This is a genomic window from Arthrobacter sp. 001422645, from assembly GCF_059816125.1.
The window spans coordinates 70,628-92,120 of sequence record NZ_JCBANT010000004.1; the positions used below are offsets into that span (position 1 = coordinate 70,628).

The 21,493-nt window shown below is 66.4% G+C and carries 20 protein-coding genes; 16 read left to right on the forward strand and 4 right to left on the reverse strand.

The annotated features are described in order from the left end of the window. Positions 1–73: 73 nt before the first annotated feature. The 4 genes from AC6EUH_RS06600 to sdhC all read right to left on the reverse strand — a co-directional run bounded on the left by AC6EUH_RS06600 (position 74) and on the right by sdhC (position 3,664). A complete protein-coding gene (locus AC6EUH_RS06600; protein ID WP_056433008.1) occupies positions 74–856 on the reverse strand; it encodes a succinate dehydrogenase iron-sulfur subunit in 783 nt (260 codons plus the stop codon). Between the two features lies 1 nt (position 857). Continuing rightward, the gene (sdhA, locus tag AC6EUH_RS06605; protein WP_056433010.1) at positions 858–2,657 is read right to left on the reverse strand and encodes a succinate dehydrogenase flavoprotein subunit; all 1,800 of its coding nucleotides are present in this window, start codon (positions 2,655–2,657) and stop codon (positions 858–860) included. 126 nt (positions 2,658–2,783) lie between these two features. Beyond that, positions 2,784–3,281, reverse strand: coding sequence for a succinate dehydrogenase hydrophobic membrane anchor subunit (locus tag AC6EUH_RS06610; protein ID WP_499738149.1), 498 nt, complete (start codon positions 3,279–3,281; stop codon positions 2,784–2,786). Between the two features lie 2 nt (positions 3,282–3,283). Continuing rightward, positions 3,284–3,664 carry a succinate dehydrogenase, cytochrome b556 subunit gene (gene sdhC, locus AC6EUH_RS06615; RefSeq protein ID WP_082492811.1) on the reverse strand — a complete coding sequence of 127 codons (381 nt, stop codon included), beginning with the start codon at positions 3,662–3,664 and terminating at the stop codon, positions 3,284–3,286. Between the two features lie 326 nt (positions 3,665–3,990). Between sdhC and AC6EUH_RS06620 the strand changes: the two genes are divergently transcribed. From AC6EUH_RS06620 to eno, 16 genes are all read left to right on the forward strand, one after another. Further along, positions 3,991–5,160 carry a mannose-1-phosphate guanylyltransferase gene (locus AC6EUH_RS06620; protein ID WP_499738150.1) on the forward strand — a complete coding sequence of 390 codons (1,170 nt, stop codon included), beginning with the start codon at positions 3,991–3,993 and terminating at the stop codon, positions 5,158–5,160. A 129-nt stretch (positions 5,161–5,289) separates the two neighbouring features. Then, positions 5,290–6,489 (forward strand): amidohydrolase, encoded by a 1,200-nt coding sequence (locus AC6EUH_RS06625; RefSeq protein WP_056433023.1) that lies wholly within the window; start codon positions 5,290–5,292, stop codon positions 6,487–6,489. Between the two features lie 201 nt (positions 6,490–6,690). Beyond that, on the forward strand, positions 6,691–7,083 hold the full coding sequence (locus AC6EUH_RS06630; protein ID WP_499738211.1) for a MarR family winged helix-turn-helix transcriptional regulator: 393 nt from the start codon (positions 6,691–6,693) through the stop codon (positions 7,081–7,083). A 152-nt stretch (positions 7,084–7,235) separates the two neighbouring features. Continuing rightward, positions 7,236–7,667 carry an organic hydroperoxide resistance protein gene (locus AC6EUH_RS06635; protein WP_056433031.1) on the forward strand — a complete coding sequence of 144 codons (432 nt, stop codon included), beginning with the start codon at positions 7,236–7,238 and terminating at the stop codon, positions 7,665–7,667. Next, positions 7,664–8,695, forward strand: a complete 1,032-nt coding sequence (locus tag AC6EUH_RS06640; RefSeq protein ID WP_499738151.1) for an NADP-dependent oxidoreductase — start codon at positions 7,664–7,666, stop codon at positions 8,693–8,695. The genes AC6EUH_RS06635 and AC6EUH_RS06640 overlap by 4 nt, the downstream gene beginning before the upstream one ends. Before the next feature lie 282 nt (positions 8,696–8,977). Beyond that, complete coding sequence (locus tag AC6EUH_RS06645) at positions 8,978–10,087, forward strand: BMP family lipoprotein (RefSeq protein WP_442853907.1); 1,110 nt, start codon at positions 8,978–8,980, stop codon at positions 10,085–10,087. 167 nt (positions 10,088–10,254) lie between these two features. Continuing rightward, entirely contained in the window at positions 10,255–11,934 is a 1,680-nt protein-coding gene (locus tag AC6EUH_RS06650; protein WP_499738152.1) for an ABC transporter ATP-binding protein, read from the forward strand. Continuing rightward, positions 11,927–13,330, forward strand: coding sequence for an ABC transporter permease (locus AC6EUH_RS06655; protein ID WP_499738153.1), 1,404 nt, complete (start codon positions 11,927–11,929; stop codon positions 13,328–13,330). Before AC6EUH_RS06650 ends, AC6EUH_RS06655 begins: the two co-directional genes overlap by 8 nt. Continuing rightward, a complete protein-coding gene (locus tag AC6EUH_RS06660) occupies positions 13,327–14,652 on the forward strand; it encodes an ABC transporter permease (protein WP_056433043.1) in 1,326 nt (441 codons plus the stop codon). Before AC6EUH_RS06655 ends, AC6EUH_RS06660 begins: the two co-directional genes overlap by 4 nt. Before the next feature lie 2 nt (positions 14,653–14,654). Further along, positions 14,655–15,059 (forward strand): cytidine deaminase, encoded by a 405-nt coding sequence (locus AC6EUH_RS06665; RefSeq protein WP_056433046.1) that lies wholly within the window; start codon positions 14,655–14,657, stop codon positions 15,057–15,059. After that, positions 15,056–16,378, forward strand: a complete 1,323-nt coding sequence (locus tag AC6EUH_RS06670; protein ID WP_056433049.1) for a thymidine phosphorylase — start codon at positions 15,056–15,058, stop codon at positions 16,376–16,378. The genes AC6EUH_RS06665 and AC6EUH_RS06670 overlap by 4 nt, the downstream gene beginning before the upstream one ends. A 139-nt stretch (positions 16,379–16,517) precedes the next feature. Further along, a complete protein-coding gene (locus tag AC6EUH_RS06675; RefSeq protein ID WP_499738154.1) occupies positions 16,518–17,168 on the forward strand; it encodes a DedA family protein in 651 nt (216 codons plus the stop codon). A gap of 97 nt (positions 17,169–17,265) precedes the next feature. Continuing rightward, positions 17,266–18,081, forward strand: coding sequence for a DedA family protein (locus tag AC6EUH_RS06680; RefSeq protein WP_499738155.1), 816 nt, complete (start codon positions 17,266–17,268; stop codon positions 18,079–18,081). A 93-nt stretch (positions 18,082–18,174) separates the two neighbouring features. Continuing rightward, positions 18,175–19,335: an adenosine deaminase gene (locus AC6EUH_RS06685; RefSeq protein WP_499738156.1), complete on the forward strand. Its 1,161-nt coding sequence runs from the start codon at positions 18,175–18,177 to the stop codon at positions 19,333–19,335. A gap of 67 nt (positions 19,336–19,402) precedes the next feature. Further along, entirely contained in the window at positions 19,403–20,050 is a 648-nt protein-coding gene (locus tag AC6EUH_RS06690) for a MazG nucleotide pyrophosphohydrolase domain-containing protein (RefSeq protein WP_499738212.1), read from the forward strand. A gap of 157 nt (positions 20,051–20,207) precedes the next feature. Next, positions 20,208–21,488 (forward strand): phosphopyruvate hydratase, encoded by a 1,281-nt coding sequence (gene eno / locus AC6EUH_RS06695; RefSeq protein ID WP_144674259.1) that lies wholly within the window; start codon positions 20,208–20,210, stop codon positions 21,486–21,488. Positions 21,489–21,493: the final 5 nt, after the last annotated feature.

The following is a 21,493-nucleotide window of genomic DNA, read 5'->3' on the forward strand; positions in this document are numbered from 1 at the left end:
GGACGACGACGGCGCCCCCACCCGTGAGGTGAGAGGCGCCGTCGTCGTGATGAATGCTGTGAGTGGCCGGTGGCTAGATCTTGCGGGACAGAATGGCCTGCTTGACCTCGGCGATGGCCTGCGTGACCTGGATGCCGCGCGGGCACGCTTCGGTGCAGTTGAAGGTGGTGCGGCAGCGCCACACGCCTTCCTTGTCGTTGAGGATCTCCAGGCGCATGTCGCCGGCGTCATCGCGGGAATCGAAGATGAAGCGGTGTGCGTTGACGATCGCGGCCGGGCCGAAGTACTGGCCGTCGGTCCAGAACACCGGGCAGGACGAGGTGCACGCGGCGCAGAGGATGCACTTGGTGGTGTCGTCGAACCGCTCGCGGTCCTCGGCGGACTGCAGGCGTTCCTTGGTGGGCTCGTGGCCCCGGTTGATCAGGAAGGGCATAACCTCGCGGAAGGACTGGAAGAACGGCTCCATGTCCACGATCAGGTCCTTCTCCACCGGAAGGCCCTTGATCGGCTCGACCGTGATGGGCTTGGACGTGTCCAGGTCCTTCAGGAGGGTCTTGCAGGCGAGGCGGTTGCGGCCGTTGATGCGCATCGCATCGGAGCCGCAGACGCCGTGGGCACAGGACCGGCGGAAGGAGACGCTGCCGTCCATCTCCCACTTGATCTTGTGCAGGGCGTCGAGGACTCGGTCGGTGCCGTACATGGTGACCTTGAAGTCATCCCACGTGGCGTCCTCGGAGACCTCAGGGTTGTAGCGGCGCACGCGCAGGGTCACATCGAAGGACGGGATCTCCCCGCCGCCTCCGATGTGGGCGGGCAGTTCGATCTTGGAGGCTGGCTCAGCGAGTTCAGCGGTCATCTTAGTACTTCCTCACCATCGGCTCGTAACGCGTAAAGACCACCGGTTTGGTGGCAAGCCGGATGCCGGCAATGGCCTCAGCGGAACCATCCGCCGGAGCATGCTCATCCTTATACGCCATGGAGTGCTTCATGAATTTTTCGTCGTCGCGTTCGGGGAAGTCCTCGCGGAAGTGTCCGCCGCGGGATTCCTCGCGGTGCAAGGCCGCCACGGTCATGACCTTGGCGAGCTCCAGGAGGAAGCCCAGTTCCACGGCTTCGAGGAGGTCAAGGTTGAAGCGCTTGCCCTTGTCCTGGACGCTGATGCGCTGGTACCGCTCCTCGAAGGACGCGATGTCCTTCAGGACCTGGTTCAGCGTCTCGGCGGTGCGGAACACCTGCATGTTGGCGTCCATGGTGTCCTGCAGTTCCTTGCGGATCGCAGCGACCTTCTCGGTGCCGTCGGAGGTGCGGACGTGGTCCAGCAGGTTCAGCGTGTAGGCCTCCGGGTCAGCGGGGAGCTCCACGAAGTCCGCGGTCTTGGCGTATTCCGCGGCGGCGATGCCGGCGCGCTTGCCGAAGACGTTGATGTCCAGCAGGGAGTTGGTGCCCAGGCGGTTGGAGCCGTGCACGGACACGCAGGCCACCTCACCGGCGGCGTAGAGGCCCGGGACCACGGTGTCGTTGTCCTGGAGCACCTCGGCGCTGATGTTGGTGGGGATGCCGCCCATGGCGTAGTGCGCCGTCGGGAACACCGGAACCGGCTCCGTGTACGGCTCGACGCCGAGGTAGGTGCGGGCGAACTCGGTGATGTCCGGCAGCTTGGCATCGATGTGCGCCGGCTCAAGGTGCGTCAGGTCCAGGAGGACGTAGTCCTTGTTGGGGCCGCAGCCGCGTCCCTCGCGGACTTCGTTGGCCATGGAGCGGGCCACGATGTCGCGGGGGGCGAGGTCCTTGATGGTGGGGGCGTAGCGCTCCATGAAGCGCTCACCCTCGGAGTTGCGCAGGATGGCGCCTTCGCCGCGGGCAGCCTCGGAGAGGAGGATGCCCAGGCCGGCGAGGCCTGTCGGGTGGAACTGGAAGAACTCCATGTCCTCCAGGGGGATGCCGCGGCGGAACGCGATGCCCATGCCGTCGCCGGTGAGGGTGTGCGCGTTGGACGTGGTCTTGAAGACCTTGCCGGCGCCGCCGGAGGCGAACACCACGGACTTGGCCTGGAAGACGTGCAGTTCACCGGAGGCGAGGTCGTAGGAGACGACGCCGGCAACACGCTTCTGCTTGTACGCGGTGCCGTCCTCGCGGACGGCGTCTTCCTCGACGGTCAGCAGGTCAAGGACGTAGTACTCGTTGTAGAACTCGACGTTGTGCTTGACGCAGTTCTGGTACAGGGTCTGGAGGATCATGTGGCCGGTGCGGTCCGCGGCGTAGCAGGCGCGGCGGACCGGAGCCTTGCCGTGGTCGCGGGTGTGGCCGCCGAAACGGCGCTGGTCGATCCGGCCCTCGGGCGTGCGGTTGAACGGCAGGCCCATCTTCTCCAGGTCTAGAACGGCGTCGATCGCTTCTTTCGCCATAACCTCGGCCGCGTCCTGGTCAACCAGGTAGTCGCCGCCCTTGATGGTGTCGAAGGTGTGCCACTCCCAGTTGTCCTCTTCGACGTTGGCCAGGGCTGCGCACATGCCGCCCTGAGCCGCGCCGGTGTGGGAGCGGGTGGGGTACAGCTTGGTCAGTACTGCTGTTCGGGCGCGCTGACCGGATTCGATCGCCGCGCGCATCCCGGCGCCACCGGCACCGACGATGACGACGTCGTACTTATGGACCTGCATACCAGACGCTCTTTCTCTCAAAATTCGCTAACAACACCGGCCGGCGGAGCCTGCCCGGTGAAATCTCGTGGAAATCCCTGGCCTGCACCGGGCAGGCAGGGATCGGTTGCCGCTGGGGTCGCGCCGCTACGGGGCGGGGCAGAAGCCGCCGGGCAGCTGGACGCCGTTCGCGACGGGGCACGGGTCAAACGTGAAGATGACCAGGGTGCCCAGGATGATGATGACGGTGGTGGCCGCGTAGAGCACGATCTTCAGCCAGAGGCGCGTGGCGTCCTTTTCGGCGTAATCGTTGATGATGGTGCGCACACCGTTGGTGCCGTGCAGCATGGCGAGCCACAGCATGGCCAGGTCCCAGATCTGCCAGAACGGGTCGGCCCACTTGCCGGCCACAAAACCGAAGTCGATCGCGTGGATGCCTTCGCCCACCAGGAGGTTGACGAACAGGTGCCCGAAGATCAGCACCACCAGGACAACGCCGGAGAGCCGCATGAAGAGCCATGCGAGCATTTCGAAGTTCCCCTTGGAACTGCCGTTGCGGCGGTACTGAGGAGCGATCCGGTTGCTGCCCACCTTGGCGGCGGGCGCCTTGGCGCTGCGCGGGCTCTGAATCTCAGTTGCACTCATGGCTAGTGACCTCCAAGGGCGAGGGAAAGGTGGCGGATGGAGAAGCCCACCATGACGACTGCCCAGAGAATGAGCACCGTCCACAGCATCTGGCGCTGGTACTTGGCGCCCTTCTTCCAGAAGTCGACGGCGATGATCCGCAGGCCGTTGAAGGCGTGGAACACGATCGCTGCGACAAGGCCCGTTTCACCCAGGGCCATCAGGGGGTTCTTGTAGGCACCGATCACGGCGGTGTAGGCCTCGGGGGACACACGCACCAGTGAGGTGTCCAGCACATGGACCAACAAGAAGAAAAAGATCACTACACCGGTAATGCGATGTCCAACCCAGGACCACATGCCTTCACGGCCGCGGTACAAGGTGCCAGCTGGTTTTGTCGGCACTGAATAAACCTCCCTGCAACACAGCGGCGCTGGCATGGGATCCACGCGGGGGGAACGCCTGCTGCGAGAGCACTCGTAAGCTCAAGCCTAAATCTAGGCTTCGCTTACAGCTTATTCAATTCAGCCACCCCTCGGTGACGGCGCCCGGCGGGGATTTTCCCGGGTTTTGAGACGAACGCCACATTCGTTGGGGTGCTGGGCCCCCGGGGAGTTCCTTCCCAGCGCTCCGGCGCCCGGTGCAGGATGCGCCTTCCTGTGCAGAGTGCGGTGTCGTGTCCGCCGCCGGATCAGGGACCGACGCATCACGGTCGGCTAAAGTAGCGGTGATGACTACAGACAATGTGACAAGCCAGGACTCGCCGCAGGTATCGGCGCAGGTATCTGCTCAGGGTTCGGCCCTGGGCCGCTTTATCGCGGTGATTCCTGCCGGCGGCGTGGGAACCCGGCTCTGGCCGCTGTCCAGGGCAGCAGCCCCCAAGTTCCTTCACGACCTCACGGGCTCGGGCAGCACCCTCCTGCGTTCCACCTACGACCGGCTTGAGCCGCTCGCCGGCAAACACATCCTTGTGGTGACCGGCATGGCCCACCGCGACGCTGTCTGCAACCAGCTCCCCGAGATCGACGACGCCGACCTCGTGCTCGAGAGCGAACCCAAAGACTCCGGCGCCGCCGTTGGCCTGGCCGCGGCGATCCTGCACGAGCGCAATCCCGACACCATCATGGGATCGTTCGCCGCGGACCAGGTGATCAGCCCCGATGAGCTGTTTCACGATGCTGTCCGTGAGGCCATCCACGCGGCCGCGGCCGGCAAGATCGTCACGATCGGCATCAAGCCCACCCACCCGTCCACCGGCTTCGGCTACATCCGGGCCGGGAAGAACCTCGGGGTGGACGGCGCCCCCAGCGCCCAAGCCGTCGTCGAGTTCGTGGAAAAGCCCAGCGAGGAGATCGCCCAGGAGTACCTCGACAGCGGCGAATATGTCTGGAACGCCGGAATGTTCGTGGCACCCGTCTCGCTGATGCTCAAGCACCTCGAAGCCAACGAACCCGAGCTTTTCGCCGGGGTCCAGGAAATCGCCCGGGCCTGGGACACCCCGCAGCGCGACGAGGTCAAGTCCCGCGTCTGGCCCACCCTGCCCAAGATTGCGATTGACTACGCGGTGGCCGAACCGGCCGCCGCCGCCGGTGATGTCGCCGTCGTTCCCGGCACGTTCCGTTGGGACGACGTCGGGGACTTCGCCTCGGTGGGCCGGCTCCACAGCGCGAAGGAAGTCAAGGACGTCACCGTGATCGGTGAAGGCGCCCGCGTCTTCACCGAGGACGCGAGCGGCGTGGTGGTCTCCGATACCCAGCGCGTGATCGCGCTGATCGGCATCAAGGACGTGGTCGTGGTGGACACCCCTGACGCCCTCCTGGTGATGCACAAGGAACATTCGCAGCGCGTGAAGCAGGCTGTCGACGCGCTCAAGGCCAGCGGCGACACCGACGTTCTCTAATTCCGGCGTCCTTTCGTTCCGGCGTCCTCCGGGCCCTTCGGCCCTACCGGGGGCGCCGGAAGTGTTTCCCGGTTCGTAACGCGCCGGACGCGATGCCGCTATTTATTGTCCGCTCGCTAGAGTTATTCTGTGCGCAACTACTCTACTGAAGCTGAGCCCACCACATTGGTGGGGCCGTGGCTCGAGCCTCTCCTGCCGGAGCTGATCGCCTTCCGGCGGGACCTGCACGCACACCCGGAGCTCTCTTTCAAGGAATTCCGCACCACGGACAAGCTCGCCAAGCGACTCGAGGAAGCCGGACTCAAACCCCGGCGCCTCGAAGGGACGGGCCTGACGGTTGACATCGGCGACGGCCCGATCGCCACCGCCCTGCGCGGCGACATTGACGCCCTGCCCATCATCGAGGAAACCGGGCTGCCGTTCGCCTCGAAGAACCACGGCGTCACCCACGCCTGCGGCCACGATGTCCACACCGCGACCATGCTCGGGGCGGCCCTGGTGCTGCAGCGGATGCACGAGGAGTCGCCGCTGCGCGGTTCCGTGCGGATCATCTTCCAGCCGGCCGAGGAAACCATGCCCGGCGGCGCCCAGAGCTGCATCGAGCAGGGCGTCCTCGAGGGTGTTCCCCGGATCCTGGCGCTGCACTGCGACCCCCGGATCGAGGTGGGAAAGATCGGCACCCGGATCGGTGCCATCACCTCCGCCTCGGACACCATCAAGATCGAGCTGACCGGCCGCGGCGGCCACACCTCCCGCCCGCACCTGACCGAGGAACTCGTCTTCGCCCTCGCCCAGATCGCGGTCAACGTCCCGGCGGTCCTGTCCCGCCGGGTTGACGTACGCAGCGGCGTCTCTGTCGTCTGGGGCCACATTTCCGCCGGCTCCGCCCCCAACGCGATCCCGGCCAGCGGCTACATGGCCGGCACCATGCGCTGCCTGGACCGCGACGCCTGGCACAGCGCCGGCAAGATCCTCGACGAGGTGGTGCAGCAGATCGCCGCACCCTACGGCGTCGACGTGCACCTGGAACACACCCGCGGCGTGCCTCCCGTGGTGAACTCCGAACACGAGACCGCCCTGATCGAAGCCGCCGCCCGTGCCGAGATCGGCGAAGGCGCCGTGGTCCTTACCCCGCAGTCGATGGGCGGCGAGGACTTCGCCTGGTTCCTCGCGGACCTCCCCGGCGCCATGATGCGCCTCGGCACCAAGACCCCCGGCGGCGAGGAGTACGACCTGCACCGCGGAGACTACATCCTGGACGAACGCGCGCTGGGCCTGGGCGTCCAGGTCCTCACCGCCGCGGCCCTGCGCACCATCCGCGACCTCTAACCGGGGCGCCGGTGGGCACGCCCCCGCCCAGGTGAGACTTCGCGCCCATCCTGCGGAGTCTCATGGGCGCGAACTCTCACCTCGGCGGAACAAGAGCAGCGTATTTGAGTTGTGCACAATTTAATTGTGGGCTATCGTATTTATGTGACCAACGCTCCCCGTGACAACGCCCCCCGACTCGACAAGCAGTTGTGCTTCGCCATGTACTCGGCCTCGAGGGCGGCGACGGCGGCGTACCGCCCCATCCTCGACGAGCTCGGCCTGACGTACCCGCAGTACCTCGTCATGCTGGTGCTCTGGGAGGCTCAACCCCGCAGCGTCCGGGAACTGGGGGAGGAGCTGGGACTCGACTCCGGCACACTCTCGCCGCTGCTCAAGCGGCTCGAGGCGCTGGGCTTCGTGGAACGGCACCGGTCCGCGGCGGACGAACGCCGGGTGGAGGTCTTCCTGACCGACGCCGGCTCGGCACTCAGTACGCGGGCGTCCGCCATCCCGCAGCGGCTCGCTGACGCCGCCGGGCTTTCGCCCGCCGAACTTGAGCAGCTCCGCGAGACCCTCGGCCGGCTCACCGCCGCCCTGCACGGCTCCCACTGAAGCCCTCGCGCCAGCGGCCGACGTCGAAACCCGCACGCCGACGTCGAAATCGCCGGGGGCGCGCCAGGTCGCCGGAAGCACACGGCGCCTGCGCAGGTTTCCGGCGTGTTCGCCGCCGGCCACCAGATTTTTCCCAACAGATTGGATTTCCCATGAAGACTCTCTACACAGCCGAGGCCCTGGCTTCGGGCGAAGGCCGCGACGGCACCGCCGTCACCAAGGACGGCCGGCTGAGCGTGGCCCTGGCCAGCCCGGTGGAACTCGGCGGCAACGGCGAAGGGACCAACCCGGAACAGCTCTTCGCCGCCGGTTACGCCGCCTGTTTCCACTCCGCCCTGCGCCTCGTGGGGCGGCGGCAGAAGGCCGACCTCACGGATTCCGCCGTCGCCGCCAAGATCCACCTTGGCGCCCTCGCCGACGGATCCGGCTACGGCATCGCCGCTGAACTCGAGATCGCCCTGCCCGCCGTGGACCGGGAAACGGCGGAGGCCCTGGTCGCCCAGGCGCACGACGTCTGCCCCTACTCCAACGCCACCCGCGGAAACATTACTGTCGACATCAAGATCCTGGAGGTCGCCGCATGAGCGCCAACACCGAAACCACCACCCGTCCCGCCACTACCCGCGAGATCCAGCTGGCGTCCCGCCCGCACGGCCGGCCCGTGCCGGAGAATTTCCGCCTGGCCGAGACCGCCCTGCCTGAACTCCAGGACGGCCAGGTCCTGGTCCGCAACCTCTTCATCTCGGTGGACCCGTACATGCGCGGCCGGATGAACGACGTCAAGTCCTACTCGGCGCCGTTCGCGCTGGACGCCGCGCTCGACGGCGGCGCCGTCGGCGAGGTCATCGCCTCCCGTTCCGCTGACCGCCAGGTGGGCGACGCCGTCGTCCATTCCTTGGGCTGGCGTGAATATGCCGTGCTCGACGCCGGCGCCACCACCCCCGCCCGCACCGATCTGGCCCCCGCACAGGCTTTCCTCGGCGCGCTGGGCATGACCGGCCTGACGGCGTATGCCGGCCTGCTCAAGGTCGCGGACTTCAAAGCCGGCGAAGTCGTCTTCGTCTCAGGCGCCGCAGGTGCCGTTGGCTCCCTCGTGGGGCAGATCGCCAAGGCTATGGGCGCCTCCCGCGTCATCGGCAGCGCGGGTTCGCCGGAAAAGGTGGCCCGGCTGCTGGAGCTGGGTTTTGATGCGGCGTTCAACTACCACGACGGCCCGGTGGCCGAGCAGCTTGCCGAGGCTGCCGGCGAACGCGGGATCGACGTGTACTTCGACAACGTCGGCGGGGAGCACCTTGAAGCTGCGCTGTCGGCGCTCACGGTCGGTGGCCGCGTGGCCATGTGCGGAGCGATCTCGCAGTACAACGCGACAGAGCCCACGCCGGCTCCGCGGAACCTCATGCAGGCCATCGGCAAGCAGTTGACCCTCAAGGGATTCCTGGTCGGCGGCTACTGGCAGCACATGGCCGAGTTCGTCGAAACCATGTCCGGCTGGCTCGCGGACGGCACCGTGCGCTACGACGAGACCATCGTGGATGGACTGGAGAACGCTCCGCAGGCGTTCATGGACCTCCTGGACGGCGCCAACACCGGCAAGATGCTGGTCCGCCTCTAAGCCCGTAGGCCCCACCCGCCCACTCGCGGAAAGCCCCGCTCCGGAATGCCGGTGCGGGGCTTTCCACGTCTACCGCTTGGTAACAAGTTCTCAACAATCTGTGGAATCGCTGTGAACTGTGCTACTTGGACGTGTCTCAGGCCACTAAAGTGTCTTGCATCAGTGCGCCTCGGCGCAGTGCTGCGAAATCCATCAGTGAAAACAGCGTTTCAGCGGCCACGCCGCCAACAGACACTCATTGAGCACCCGTCGTAGCGCCTACTTTTTCTTCCTGGAGGAACATTGAAGAACTCTCTGCGTGCAACCGTCAAGCGCGGTTCGATGGCCGGAGTCGCCACCGCCGGTGCGGCTGCACTTCTGCTGACCGGCTGCGGCGCCGCCCCGACGACCGGCAGCAGCGCGGCCCCCACGGCCAGCGACTACACAGGCTGCATCGTCTCCGACTCGGGCGGATTCGACGACCAGTCGTTCAACCAGTCCTCCTACGAGGGTCTGAAGAAGGCTGAGCAGGACCTGGGCATCAAGGTCAACCAGGCCGAGTCCAAGACCAACAACGACTTCGAGCCGAACCTCCGCGCCATGGTCTCCGCCGGCTGCGACCTGACCGTCACGGTGGGCTTCCTGCTCGGCGACGCCACCAAGTCCCAGGCCACGGCCAACCCGGACAGCCACTTCGCCATCATCGACTTCGGCTACGAGACCCCGATCAGCAACGTCAAGCCGATCATCTACGACACGGCCCAGGCTGCGTTCCTCGCCGGCTACCTCGCCGCCGGAACCACCAAGACCGGAACGGTTGCCACCTTCGGCGGCATCAAGATCCCCACGGTCACCATCTTCATGGACGGCTACGCCGACGGCGTCAAGTACTACAACGAGCAGAAGGGCAAGGACGTCAAGGTTCTTGGCTGGGACAAGGCCAAGCAGGACGGTTCCTTCACCGGTGACTTCGAAAAGCAGGACAAGGGCAAGCAGTTCACCCAGAACTTCCTGGACCAGGGCGCGGACATCGTCATGCCCGTCGCTGGCCCGGTCGGCAAGGGTGCCGGTGCGGCCCTGAAGGAAGCCAAGGCCGCAGGCAAGGACGTCAAGCTCATCTGGGTTGACTCCGACGGCTTCCTCACGGCACCGGACTACAAGGACATCATGCTCTCCTCCGTTATGAAGCTGATGGGCGAGGCCGTTGAAACCGTTGTGAAGCAGGACAAGGACGGCGAATTCAACAACACTCCGTACGTTGGCACCCTCGCAAACGACGGCGTCCAGCTGGCTCCGTTCCACGACCTGGACTCCCAGGTTCCGGCGGAACTGAAGTCCGAGCTGGAGCAGATCAAGAAGGACATCGCCGACGGCAAGCTGAAGGTTGAATCCGCAGCCAGCCCGAAGGTCTAACGTCCTTTCGCTAAGCGCCACGGCCCGTCCGGTCACCACCGCACGGGCTGTGGCGCTTTTCGTTGAGCGGACCGGCTCCGCTTCCGGCTGCAGGCACTAGGCTGGGTCTGCAGCCCCATCATCCGTCCGAGCCATGACTGCCGGACACTTCGAGATTGGTCAGAGTTTTGAAACTTGAACTCAAGGGGATCACCAAACGCTTCGGCTCCCTGGTAGCCAACGATCACATTGATGTGGTTGTTGAACCCGGGCAGATTCATTGTCTGCTCGGCGAGAACGGCGCGGGTAAGTCCACGCTGATGAACGTCCTGTATGGACTGTACGAGCCCACCGAGGGCCAGATCCTCATCGACGACAAACCCGTCACTTTCCGCGGCCCCGGCGACGCCATGGCCGCGGGCATCGGCATGGTGCACCAGCACTTTATGCTGGTCCCGGTTTTCACGGTGGCCGAAAACGTCGCGCTGGGCGCCGAAGCCACCAAGGCCGGCGGATTCCTGAACCTGGATGACACCCGCCGGAAGATCAAGGAGATCTCGGACCGCTACGGCTTCGACGTCGACCCCGATGCGATGGTCGAGGACCTCCCGGTCGGCGTGCAGCAGCGTGTGGAAATCATCAAGGCACTGGTCCGCGACGCCAAGGTGCTCATCCTCGATGAGCCCACGGCCGTGCTGACCCCGCAGGACACCGATGAGCTGCTGGACATCATGCGCCAGCTCAAGAGCCACGGAACCTCGATCGTCTTCATTTCGCACAAGCTCCGCGAGGTCAAGGCCGTCTCCGACACCATCACCGTGATCCGGCGCGGCAAGGTGGTCGGCAGCGCCGATCCCGGCGCCTCGACGACAGAACTGGCTTCCTTGATGGTGGGCCGGGCCGTGAACCTGACCCTGGACAAGGCCCCGGCCAAGCCCCAGGAGACCACTTTCCAGGTCAAGGACCTCACCGTGATCGCGCCCAGCGGCCAGCACGTCGTGGACGGCATCAGCTTCGACATCGCACGCGGCGAGATCGTCGCCGTCGCGGGCGTCCAGGGCAACGGCCAGACGGAACTGACCGAGGCCATCCTGGGCCTCCATGAACGCGCCCAGGGATCGATCCTGCTGGACGGCGAGGAACTCCTGGGCCGCAGCGTCAAGGACGTCCTCAACGCCGGCGTCGGCTTCGTGCCGGAAGACCGCTCGGTGGACGGACTGATCGGCACCTTCTCGATCGCCGAGAACCTGATCCTGGACCGCTATGACAAGGCCCCGTTCGCCAAGGGCATCAGCATGAGCCCGGCCACGGTCCTGGAGAACGCCAAGACCCGGATCGAAGAGTTCGACGTGCGCACCCCGTCAGGGTCGCTCGCGGCCGGCACACTGTCCGGCGGCAACCAGCAGAAAGTCGTGATGGCCCGGGAACTCTCCCGGCCGCTGCGGCTGTTCATCGCCTCCCAGCCCACCCGCGGCGTGGACGTCGGATCCATCGAATTCCTGCACAAGCGCATCGTGGCCGAGCGCGACCACGGCACCCCCGTGATGATCGTCTCCACCGAACTGGACGAGGTGATCGAGCTCGCCGACCGGATCGCCGTGCTCTACAAGGGAAAGCTGGTCGGGATTGTCCCGGCCGGCACCGGTCGTGACGTCCTCGGCCTGATGATGGCGGGGCTGTCCCCGGAGGAAGCCCTCGCGGACGCCGCGAGGAAGCAGCCGGCCACGGATCCCGGGGGAGCGGCTGCCGCCGACGCTGCCGCCGGCGCTGCCGCTGGACCCGCCCCAACCAAAGAATCGAACCAGGCGCCCGCCGCCCACCCCGTGCAGGAGTCCAGCTCCGGCGCTGTAGGAGACGACCATGAGTGAGAACAACCAGCCGCGACACTCGGCTGAACCGGATCCGGAGCGGATTCCCACAACCCAGTCCCCGGATGCGGGGCCCCAGGACCCCCTGGAGGACGACGCCGAATTCGTGACCACGCTGGACACCGCCGGCGGGGCGATGCGGCCATCGGCTGTCCCGGTCTCCGCCCAGAGCGGGAAGATCCCCGGCGCTGAGGAACCGGATTCGGTGCTGCGCAAGATCTTCACCGGCAACGGCATTGTCACCATCCTGGCCGTCCTCCTCGCCCTGTTCCTTGGCGGACTCCTCATTGCCGCCACGGACAAGGTGGTCGCGGCCACGTCGAGCTACTTCTTCGCCCGGCCCACCGATTTCCTCGCCGCGGTCTGGTCAGCGGCCACGGGCTCCTACGTCGCGCTCTTCCAGGGATCGGTCTTCAACCCCCGGGGCAACGGCGTTGCCGGACAGTTCGCCCCGCTGATGGAAACCCTCACCATCGCCACACCGCTCATCACCGCCGGCCTCGGCGTCGCACTGGCCTTCCGTGCGGGCCTGTTCAACATCGGTGCGCAGGGGCAGATCATCATGGCCGGCATCCTGGCCGCCTGGGTGGGCTTCGCCCTGGACCTGCCGGTGGGGCTTCACCTGCTGCTCGTCCTGATTGCAGGCATCGTCGGCGGTGCCGTCTGGGGCGGCCTCGTGGGCGTGCTCAAGGCGAGAACCGGCGCCCATGAGGTCATCGTGACCATCATGTTCAACTACATCGCCCTCTACTTCCTGCGGTACCTGCTGGACACGGACTTGTTCCAGCGGCCGGGGGAGACCACCCCGATTTCCCCGATCCTGGACCCGTCTGCCCTGTATCCGCAGATCTTCGGCAGCCAGTACCGGCTGCACCTTGGCTTCCTGCTGGCCATCGCGGCGACAGTTTTTGTCTCGTGGCTGTTGAACCGGTCCACGATCGGTTTCGAATTCCGCGCCGTCGGTGCCAACCCCAAGGCGGCGCTGACCGCCGGAATCAACGTTCCCCGCGCCACCATTCTGGTCATGACCCTGGCCGGCGGCCTGGCCGGCCTGGCCGGCGTCGCGCAGGTGGCGGGCACCGAAAAGGTCCTCACAGACGGTGTCGCGGCGACCTACGGCTTTGACGCCATCACCGTCGCACTGCTGGGACGTTCGACGCCGTGGGGCACGTTCGCCGCCGGCATCCTCTTCGGCGCCTTCCGCGCCGGTGCGGTCCAGATGCAGATCCAGACCGGCACCCCGATCGACATCGTGCTGGTGGTCCAGTCGCTCATCGTGCTGTTCATCGCGGCGCCGCCGCTGGTCCGGGCGATCTTCGGAATGAACCCCCGCAAGAAGAAGGCCGCAACCGCCGGCAAGACCCAGAAGGCAGCAACCACCGGAGGTGCAGCATGAGCACAACAGCAACAGCGCCCGTACCGGGTGGCCCGCAGGGCAAGCCGGAGCAGGCAAAGGAACGCAAGCAGACAGTATCGGCCAAACCCGTCACGTGGAAACTGCCCGTGACACTGATGGTGCTGGCCGTCGTCGCGTTCATCTTCTTTGGCCTGATGGGTCCCCAAAAGACCGCCAAGTTCGGCGTATCCTCCGGCGGGGACTTCTTCCAGTTGCCCGCGATCGAAGTGCCCGCCTTCCTGTCCGGCATCGTGCTCTCCGTGATCTTGCTCGTCCTGGCCGGCTACTCGATGGTCCTGAAAACGAACAACCGGCATTCCCCGCGCTGGTTGCCGGTGGTGTTCACTGTCATCTTCGTGGTTGCCTTCCTGATTTGGGTGGTCGGCGGCGCCAGGACCCCCAGCATCTCGCTGGCCGGCCTCATCGCCGGGTCCGTGACCCTCGCCGTCCCGATTGTCTTCGGCTCCCTCTCCGGTGTCCTGTGCGAACGCGCCGGCGTCGTGAACATCGCCATCGAGGGCCAGCTCCTCGGCGGCGCCTTCACGGCCGCGATTGTCGCCAGCCTCACCGACAACCCCTACCTCGGCCTGGTCGCGGCCGCCGTGGCGGGCGCCCTCGTGTCGATGGTGCTGGCCGTGTTCAGCATCAAGTACGTCGTCAACCAGATCATCGTCGGTGTGGTGCTCAACGTCCTGGTCTCGGGCCTCACCGGCTTCCTGTTCAGCACCGTGATGCAGGCGAACAAGGAAATGTTCAACTCGCCCGGCAGGCTCCCCATCATCGAAATCCCGATCCTGTCCAGCATTCCGGTCATCGGTCCCATCCTGTTCAAGCAGTCCGTCGTGGGCTACCTCATGTACGTCGCCGTGATTGTTGTATGGATCGGGCTGTTCAAAACCAAGTGGGGCCTGCGTGTCCGCTCCGTCGGTGAACACCCGCAGGCCGCCGACACCCTGGGCATCAAGGTCAACGCGACCCGCTTCTGGAACGTCACGCTGGGCGGCGCCGTCGCCGGCATCGGCGGATCCTTCTTCACGCTCGTGGCGATTGACAGCTTCACGAAGGAGATTTCCGGTGGCCGAGGCTTCATCGCCCTCGCCGCAATGATCCTGGGCCGCTGGAACCCGATCGGGGCGTTCTTCGCCGCGCTGCTGTTCGGCTTCGCCGACAACCTGCAAAGCATCGTGACGATCATCGGCACCCCGGTGCCGAGCCAGTTCATGGCGATGCTGCCGTACCTCGTGACCGTGTTCGCCGTCGCCGGGCTCGTCGGCCGCTCGCGGCCACCGGCCGCAAGCGGCATACCGTACGTCAAGGGTTGACGATGGACAGCGCCGACGTCGACTGGGCCGCCCTCGAGGCCGCCGCGGTCGCCGCCATGGAGAACGCCTATGCGCCGTATTCGAAGTTCGCGGTGGGGGCAGCAGCCCTCACCGCGGACGGCCGGATTGTCAGCGGCTGCAATGTCGAAAACGCCAGCTACGGGCTGACGCTGTGCGCCGAGTGCGCCCTTGTGGGCAATCTGCACATGACCGGAGGCGGCCTGCTCCGCGCCTTCTACTGCGTCGATGCTGGCGGTAATGTCCTGATGCCCTGCGGACGTTGCCGGCAGTTGCTGTACGAATTCAGGGCTCCCGACATGGAGCTCATGACCACCCAGGGAATCAAGACCATGGACCAGGTCCTTCCCGATGCCTTTGGCCCCCAACACCTGGAGGAACCCCGGTGACACAGACCACCAGCAACACTGAAGCATTCGACGCCGTCGACATCATCCGCATCAAGCGGGACAAGGGTGTCCTCAGCCCGGCCCAGATCGACTGGACCATCGACGCGTACACCCGCGGCGCCATCGCCGACGAGCAGATGGCCGCCCTGAACATGGCGATCCTGCTCAACGGCATGGACCGGGCCGAGATCTCCCGCTGGACGGCGGCAATGATCGCGTCCGGCGAGCGAATGGACTTTTCCAGCCTGCGCCGCCCCGACGGCAGTGGGAAGCCCACCTCCGACAAGCACTCCACCGGCGGGGTGGGGGACAAAATCACCCTCCCGCTGGCACCCCTGGTGGCCGTCTTCGGCGTTGCCGTGCCGCAGCTCTCGGGCCGCGGCCTGGGCCACACCGGCGGCACGCTGGACAAGCTCGAATCGATCCCGGGCTGGCGCGCCGCACTGAGTAACGAGGAAATGCTGGCCCAGCTCCAGGACGTCGGCGCGGTCATCTGCGCCGCCGGCGCGGGACTGGCCCCGGCGGACAAGAAGCTCTACGCGCTCCGCGATGTCACCGGAACAGTGGAGGCCATCCCGCTGATCGCGTCCTCGATCATGAGCAAGAAAATCGCCGAAGGCACCGGTTCGCTGGTGCTGGACGTCAAGGTGGGCAGCGGCGCTTTTATGAAGGACGAGGCCCGCGCCCGCGAACTCGCCGAGACCATGGTGGCCCTGGGCAAGGACGCCGGCGTCAACACGGTGGCCCTGCTCACCAACATGAACACGCCGCTGGGCCTCACCGCCGGCAACGCGATCGAGGTCGAGGAATCGGTGGAGGTCCTTGCCGGCGGGGGACCGGAAGACGTCGTCGAACTCACCGTCCGGCTCGCAGAGGAAATGCTGGCGTGCGCCGGCGTCCGCGATGCCGATCCCCGGGCCGCGCTCCGCGACGGCCGGGCCATGGACGTCTGGAACCGGATGATCGAGGCGCAGGGCGGGGACCCTCGCGCCAAGCTTCCGGTCGCCCGGGAATCCGAGGTCATCTACGCCCCGGCCGACGGCGTGCTGGTGGAGCTCGACGCGATGGCCGTCGGCGTCGCGGCCTGGCGCCTCGGCGCCGGACGTGCCCGCAAGGAGGACCAGGTCCAGGCCGGCGCCGGCGTGCGGATGCACGCCAAGCCGGGCGCCACGGTCAAGGCCGGGGAGCCGCTCATGACGCTCCTGACGGACACCCCGGAGAAGTTCGAGCGGGCCCGGGAAGCGCTGGAACACGCCGTCGTGATTGCCCCGGAAGGCTCCCGCCCGGCGCAGCAGCTCATCATCGACCGCATCTCCTAGCAGCCGGCAGCAGCCCGTTGCCCCATCACTTGTGGTCGCTAAACCCCCGGGTTGGCGACCACAAGTGACAGGGCAAGCTGCGGCCTGCCCCGCAGTACACTGGCACGACAGCCGTCCTCCCGTTGTTTGTTAGGAAACCGTGCAGGCAATCAACGACTTCATCCTGGCCGCAGCCGGGCAACCCTGGGTACTCGTCCTGGTGTTCGCGTGCTGCGTGATTGACGGCTTCTTCCCGCCCATTCCGAGCGAATCGGTCGTCGTGGGACTCGCCGCCGTGGCCGCCACCGCCGACGTCCCCAACCCGGCGCTCCTGGCCGTGACCGCCGCTGCCGGCGCCTTCATCGGCGACAACATCGCCTACCTGATCGGCCGCAGCACCGGCACGCGGCGCTGGACCTGGATGCGCGGCCACCGAATGCAGCGGGCCTTCCGGTGGGCGGGCGCGGAACTGCGCAAACGGCCCGCCTCGCTGATCCTCGTGGCGCGCTTCGTGCCGATCGGCCGCGTCGCCGTCAACCTGACGGCCGGCGCCACACACTTTGCGCAGTCACGCTTCGTCGCGCTGACCGTCCTCTCTGCCGTCCTGTGGGCCGCCTACTCTGTCGCGATCGGCCTCTTCTTTGGCCAATGGTTTGAAGAGAACCACCTGCTGGGCGTCATCGTCGCCGTCATCTGCGCGGTCGGCCTGGGCATCCTGGTGGACGTTGTCATCAGCAAGGTCCGGGGTCCGCTTCCCGGGGACGCCGGACAGCCGGTCCCTCCGGCGGAGCCCAAAAAGACGGAGCCCTGAAACGCATCAGATTTATCCTGATGGAACGTAGCGCATCCCTGTCCGTCATGGGACACTGAAGAGCGCTTTTCGTCACTTTCCTAGGAGCAACGCCCGCGTGGAATTTATCAATGAGGCTATTCTCCATGCCGCGGGACAGTGGTGGATTTATCCGATTCTTACGATCTTCTGCTTCATCGACGGTTTCGTTCCGATTCTGCCGAGCGAAACCCTGATCGTCGCTTTGGGTGCCCTCTCTGTCACGTCCGGCCAGCCGAACATGTGGTGGGTCATGGCCGCGGCAGCCATCGGGGCCATTGCCGGGGACAACATGGCGTACATGCTGGGTCGTCATATCGGCGTCGAACGGTTCCGCTGGATGCGCAAACCCAAGATCCACCGCGCCCTGAACTGGGCGCGCTATGAACTCGACAAGCGCGGCGCCATGTTGATCTTCACCGCCCGGTACATCCCGGTGGGGCGTGTGGCCGTGAACTGGATCGCCGGCACCACCGCGTACCCGCGCCGCCGCTTCGTCGTTCTTGACGTCTTCGCCTCCGTCACCTGGGTGGCCTACTCGGCCGGCGTCGGCATCGTCGCCGGCAACTGGGTCCACGAACACCCGCTGCTCGGGGTCGGGATCGCCATCGCTTTTGCCATCGTCCTCGGCATCGTGATCGACCACCTGCTGACCTGGCTGCACCGCTGGCGCGACACCCGTGGCGCTGCCGCGGCCGCCAGCCGGGCCGCCACGCTCGCGGCAGAAGCCAAATTGGCGCACGCCCAGGCCCAGGACGCCCAGGCCCCGCACGCCCAGGTTCCGCAGACCACGGTTGGAGCTACGGAAAAGGGCCCTGCGCCCGCGCACCGGCACGGCTCCGGCACCACCGCGTTGCCCGCGCAGATGGCTGCACCGGCCGACGTCGAGGCCTGATCCCACCGCCCGGCCGGCGTCTGCCGTCGGACCGGCCGGCGTCTGCCGTCGGACCGGCTGGTGTTGCCCGGCCTCCGACCCTAAGGTTGGAACGTGACTGAGATAATTCTTGACGCTGCCCCTGACCTCGAATTCGACCTGAAGGGCCTCCCCAAGGTTTCCCTTCACGACCACCTGGACGGCGGACTCCGTCCGGCCACCATCATTGAACTTGCCGAGGCCGTGGGACACACGCTGCCGTCCACGGATCCCGTCGCCCTGGGGGAGTGGTTCCGCGAATCCGCCGACTCCGGCTCGCTGGTCCGCTACCTCGAGACGTTCGACCACACCATCGCCGTGATGCAGACCAAGGACGGGCTCTTCCGCGTCGCCAAGGAATTCGTCGAAGACCTCGCCGACGACGGCGTTGTCTACGGTGAAGTGCGCTGGGCCCCCGAACAGCACCTGACGAAGGGCCTGAGCCTGGACGACGCCGTCGAGGCCGTGCAGGCGGGCCTTGATGCCGGCGTCGATGCCGTCGCCGAGACCGGCCGCGACATCCAGGTCGGCCAGCTCATCACCGCCATGCGCCACGCCGACCGCGGCCAGGAAATCGCCGAGCTGGCCGTCCGCCACCGCAACAACGGCGCCGTCGGCTTCGACATCGCCGGCGCTGAGGACGGCTTCCTGCCGTCCCGGTTCAAGGACGCCTTCACCTACCTGGCCGAGCATAACTTCCCGGCCACGGTCCACGCCGGCGAAGCCGCCGGACTTGAAAGCATCCAGTCCGCCCTGGTCGACGGACGCGCGCTGCGCCTGGGCCACGGCGTCCGCATCGCCGAGGACGTCACTGTTGAATTCGAGTCGGACGAAGATTCGGCCGATAACAGCGGCGACGAGCTCGACGACAACATCGGCATGGTGACCCTCGGCGAGCTGGCCAGCTGGGTGCGGGACCGGGGTATCGCCCTGGAGATCTGCCCCTCCTCCAACCTGCAGACCGGCGCCGTCGCCGGCTTCGGCGAGGGCATCGAAAGCCACCCGCTGGACATGCTCTACCAGCTCGGCTTCAACGTCACCATCAACACGGACAACCGCCTCATGAGCGGCGTGACGCTCACGGACGAGTTCGAACTGCTGGTGGAGACGTTCGACTACGACCTCGACGACCTGCTGGAGCTGACGCTGAACGCAGCCGAGGCCGCCTTCCTGCCGCTCGAGGAGAAGGAAGCCCTCGTCGAATACATCAATGAGGCCTACGCCGATCTTGGCTAACAAGGACTCCAATGCGGTGGGTGCGCTGGTCGAGTGCATTGGCGAACTGCGCGCCCACTGCCCCTGGATGGGTGCCCTCACCCACGAATCCCTCGTGGAGTACCTCCTCGAGGAGGCTTACGAGGTGGCGGAAACCATCGAGACGGCCGGCGGCGACGCGGAGCTGAAGGCAGAACTGGGCGACGTCCTGCTTCAGGTGGTCCTCCACTCCCGGCTCGCCGAGGAGCGGGGAGCCTTCGGCCTCGACGACGTCGCCCGCGGCCTCACCGCCAAAATGGTCCGGCGCAACCCGCACGTGTTCCGTCCTGACGGATCCCTGCAGGAGTCCTTCCCGGCGACGGTGGAGGAAATCGTCCGCACATGGGACGCCGTCAAGCGCTCGGAGCAGGTCCTGCACTCCGGGGCCGCGGATGCGGGCGCTGAAGGCTCCCGCGCTGATTCTTCCCGGCTGGGGGCACTCGGAGGCGTCCCCGGCGCGCTCCCGGCGTTGGCCCGGGCGCAGAAACTGCTCGACCGCGCCGAACGGGCCGGACTGCCGGCTCCCACCAGGCCGGTTGACGTCCCGACGTCGGAGGCGGACCTGGGGGATCTGCTGTTCGCGATCGCGGCCTCCGCACGGGGCCAGGGGCTGGACGCCGAACGCGCACTCCGCGGCGCCAACCGCCGCTTCCAGAAGGGCCGGCCAGCGGCTCCGCCGCATGAACCGTCCCCGTAATCCGCCAAATGACGTCCGGGGACTGGATAGGTTTCTGTAACTTATCCCACTCTCGACTAGGCTGGGTAGCGACGAGGACGTCTGTTTTTCAGCTTGATTCCCAGCGAGATTTCCCATCAGATTCCCAGCAGATCGCTTCACCCAAAGGAGCCTATCCATGGCGCTTATCGATGCCATCCACGCCCGCGAGATCCTCGATTCCCGTGGCAACCCCACCGTAGAAGTTGAAGTCCTGCTCTCGGACGGCCAGATCGGCCGCGCAGCAGTTCCCTCCGGCGCCTCCACCGGCGAGCACGAGGCCGTGGAACTCCGCGACGGCGACAAGGGCCGTTACCTCGGCAAGGGCGTCCAGAAGGCCGTCGACGCCGTTATCGACCAGATCGCCCCGGCCCTGATCGGTTTCGACGCCACGGACCAGCGCAGCATCGATCAGTCGATGATCGACCTGGACGGCACCGCCAACAAGAGCAAGCTCGGCGCCAACGCCATCCTGGGCGTGTCCCTGGCCGTCGCCAACGCCGCCGCTGCGTCCGCCGACCTGCCGCTCTACAAGTACCTGGGCGGCCCCAACGCGCACGTCCTGCCCGTACCGCTGATGAACATCCTCAACGGCGGCTCGCACGCCGACTCCGACGTCGACATCCAGGAATTCATGGTTGTCCCGCTGGGTGCCGAGACCTTCTCCGAAGGCCTGCGCTGGGGTGTTGAGGTCTACCACGCCCTCAAGGCGGTCCTGCAGGCCAAGGGCCTGTCCACCGGCCTCGGCGACGAAGGCGGCTTCGCGCCGAACCTGCCGTCCAACCGCGCCGCCCTGGACCTCATCCAGGAAGCCATCCGGAACGCCGGCTACACCCCGGGCCAGGACATCGCCCTTGCCCTGGACGTTGCCTCCTCCGAGTTCTTCAAGGACGGCGCCTACCAGTTCGAAGGCAAGACCCTCAGCTCCTCCGAGATGAGCGCCTACTACGCCGAACTCGTCGCAGACTACCCGCTGGTTTCCATCGAGGACCCGCTGGACGAAAACGACTGGGAAGGCTGGAAGACCCTCACCGACGCCATCGGCGACAAGGTCCAGATCGTGGGTGACGACCTCTTCGTCACGAACCCGGAGCGACTCCAGACCGGCATCGATTCGAAGACCGCCAACTCGCTGCTGGTGAAGGTCAACCAGATCGGTTCCCTGACCGAAACCCTGGACGCCGTCTCCCTCGCCCAGCGCGCGGGTTACACCACCATCACCTCGCACCGCTCCGGCGAGACCGAGGACACCACGATCGCGGACATCGCCGTTGCCACCAACGCGGGCCAGATCAAGACCGGTGCCCCGGCCCGCTCCGAACGCGTCGCCAAGTACAACCAGCTGCTGCGCATCGAAGAGGAGCTCGACGACGCCGCACGTTACGCCGGCCGGAGCGCTTTCCCGCGTTTCAACGGCTAGTAACC

Excerpts from the sequence above, each read along its gene's own strand:
- AC6EUH_RS06600 (WP_056433008.1), bottom strand. The coding sequence starts at position 856 with ATGACCGCTGAACTCGCTGAGCCAGCCTCCAAGATCGAACTGCCCGCC.
- sdhA (WP_056433010.1), bottom strand. The coding sequence starts at position 2,657 with ATGCAGGTCCATAAGTACGACGTCGTCATCGTCGGTGCCGGTGGCGCC.
- AC6EUH_RS06610 (WP_499738149.1), bottom strand. The coding sequence starts at position 3,281 with ATGAGTGCAACTGAGATTCAGAGCCCGCGCAGCGCCAAGGCGCCCGCC.
- AC6EUH_RS06620 (WP_499738150.1), top strand. The coding sequence starts at position 3,991 with ATGACTACAGACAATGTGACAAGCCAGGACTCGCCGCAGGTATCGGCG.
- AC6EUH_RS06630 (WP_499738211.1), top strand. The coding sequence starts at position 6,691 with ATGTACTCGGCCTCGAGGGCGGCGACGGCGGCGTACCGCCCCATCCTC.
- AC6EUH_RS06635 (WP_056433031.1), top strand. The coding sequence starts at position 7,236 with ATGAAGACTCTCTACACAGCCGAGGCCCTGGCTTCGGGCGAAGGCCGC.
- AC6EUH_RS06640 (WP_499738151.1), top strand. The coding sequence starts at position 7,664 with ATGAGCGCCAACACCGAAACCACCACCCGTCCCGCCACTACCCGCGAG.
- AC6EUH_RS06655 (WP_499738153.1), top strand. The coding sequence starts at position 11,927 with ATGAGTGAGAACAACCAGCCGCGACACTCGGCTGAACCGGATCCGGAG.
- AC6EUH_RS06660 (WP_056433043.1), top strand. The coding sequence starts at position 13,327 with ATGAGCACAACAGCAACAGCGCCCGTACCGGGTGGCCCGCAGGGCAAG.
- AC6EUH_RS06665 (WP_056433046.1), top strand. The coding sequence starts at position 14,655 with ATGGACAGCGCCGACGTCGACTGGGCCGCCCTCGAGGCCGCCGCGGTC.
- AC6EUH_RS06690 (WP_499738212.1), top strand. The coding sequence starts at position 19,403 with ATGGGTGCCCTCACCCACGAATCCCTCGTGGAGTACCTCCTCGAGGAG.
- eno (WP_144674259.1), top strand. The coding sequence starts at position 20,208 with ATGGCGCTTATCGATGCCATCCACGCCCGCGAGATCCTCGATTCCCGT.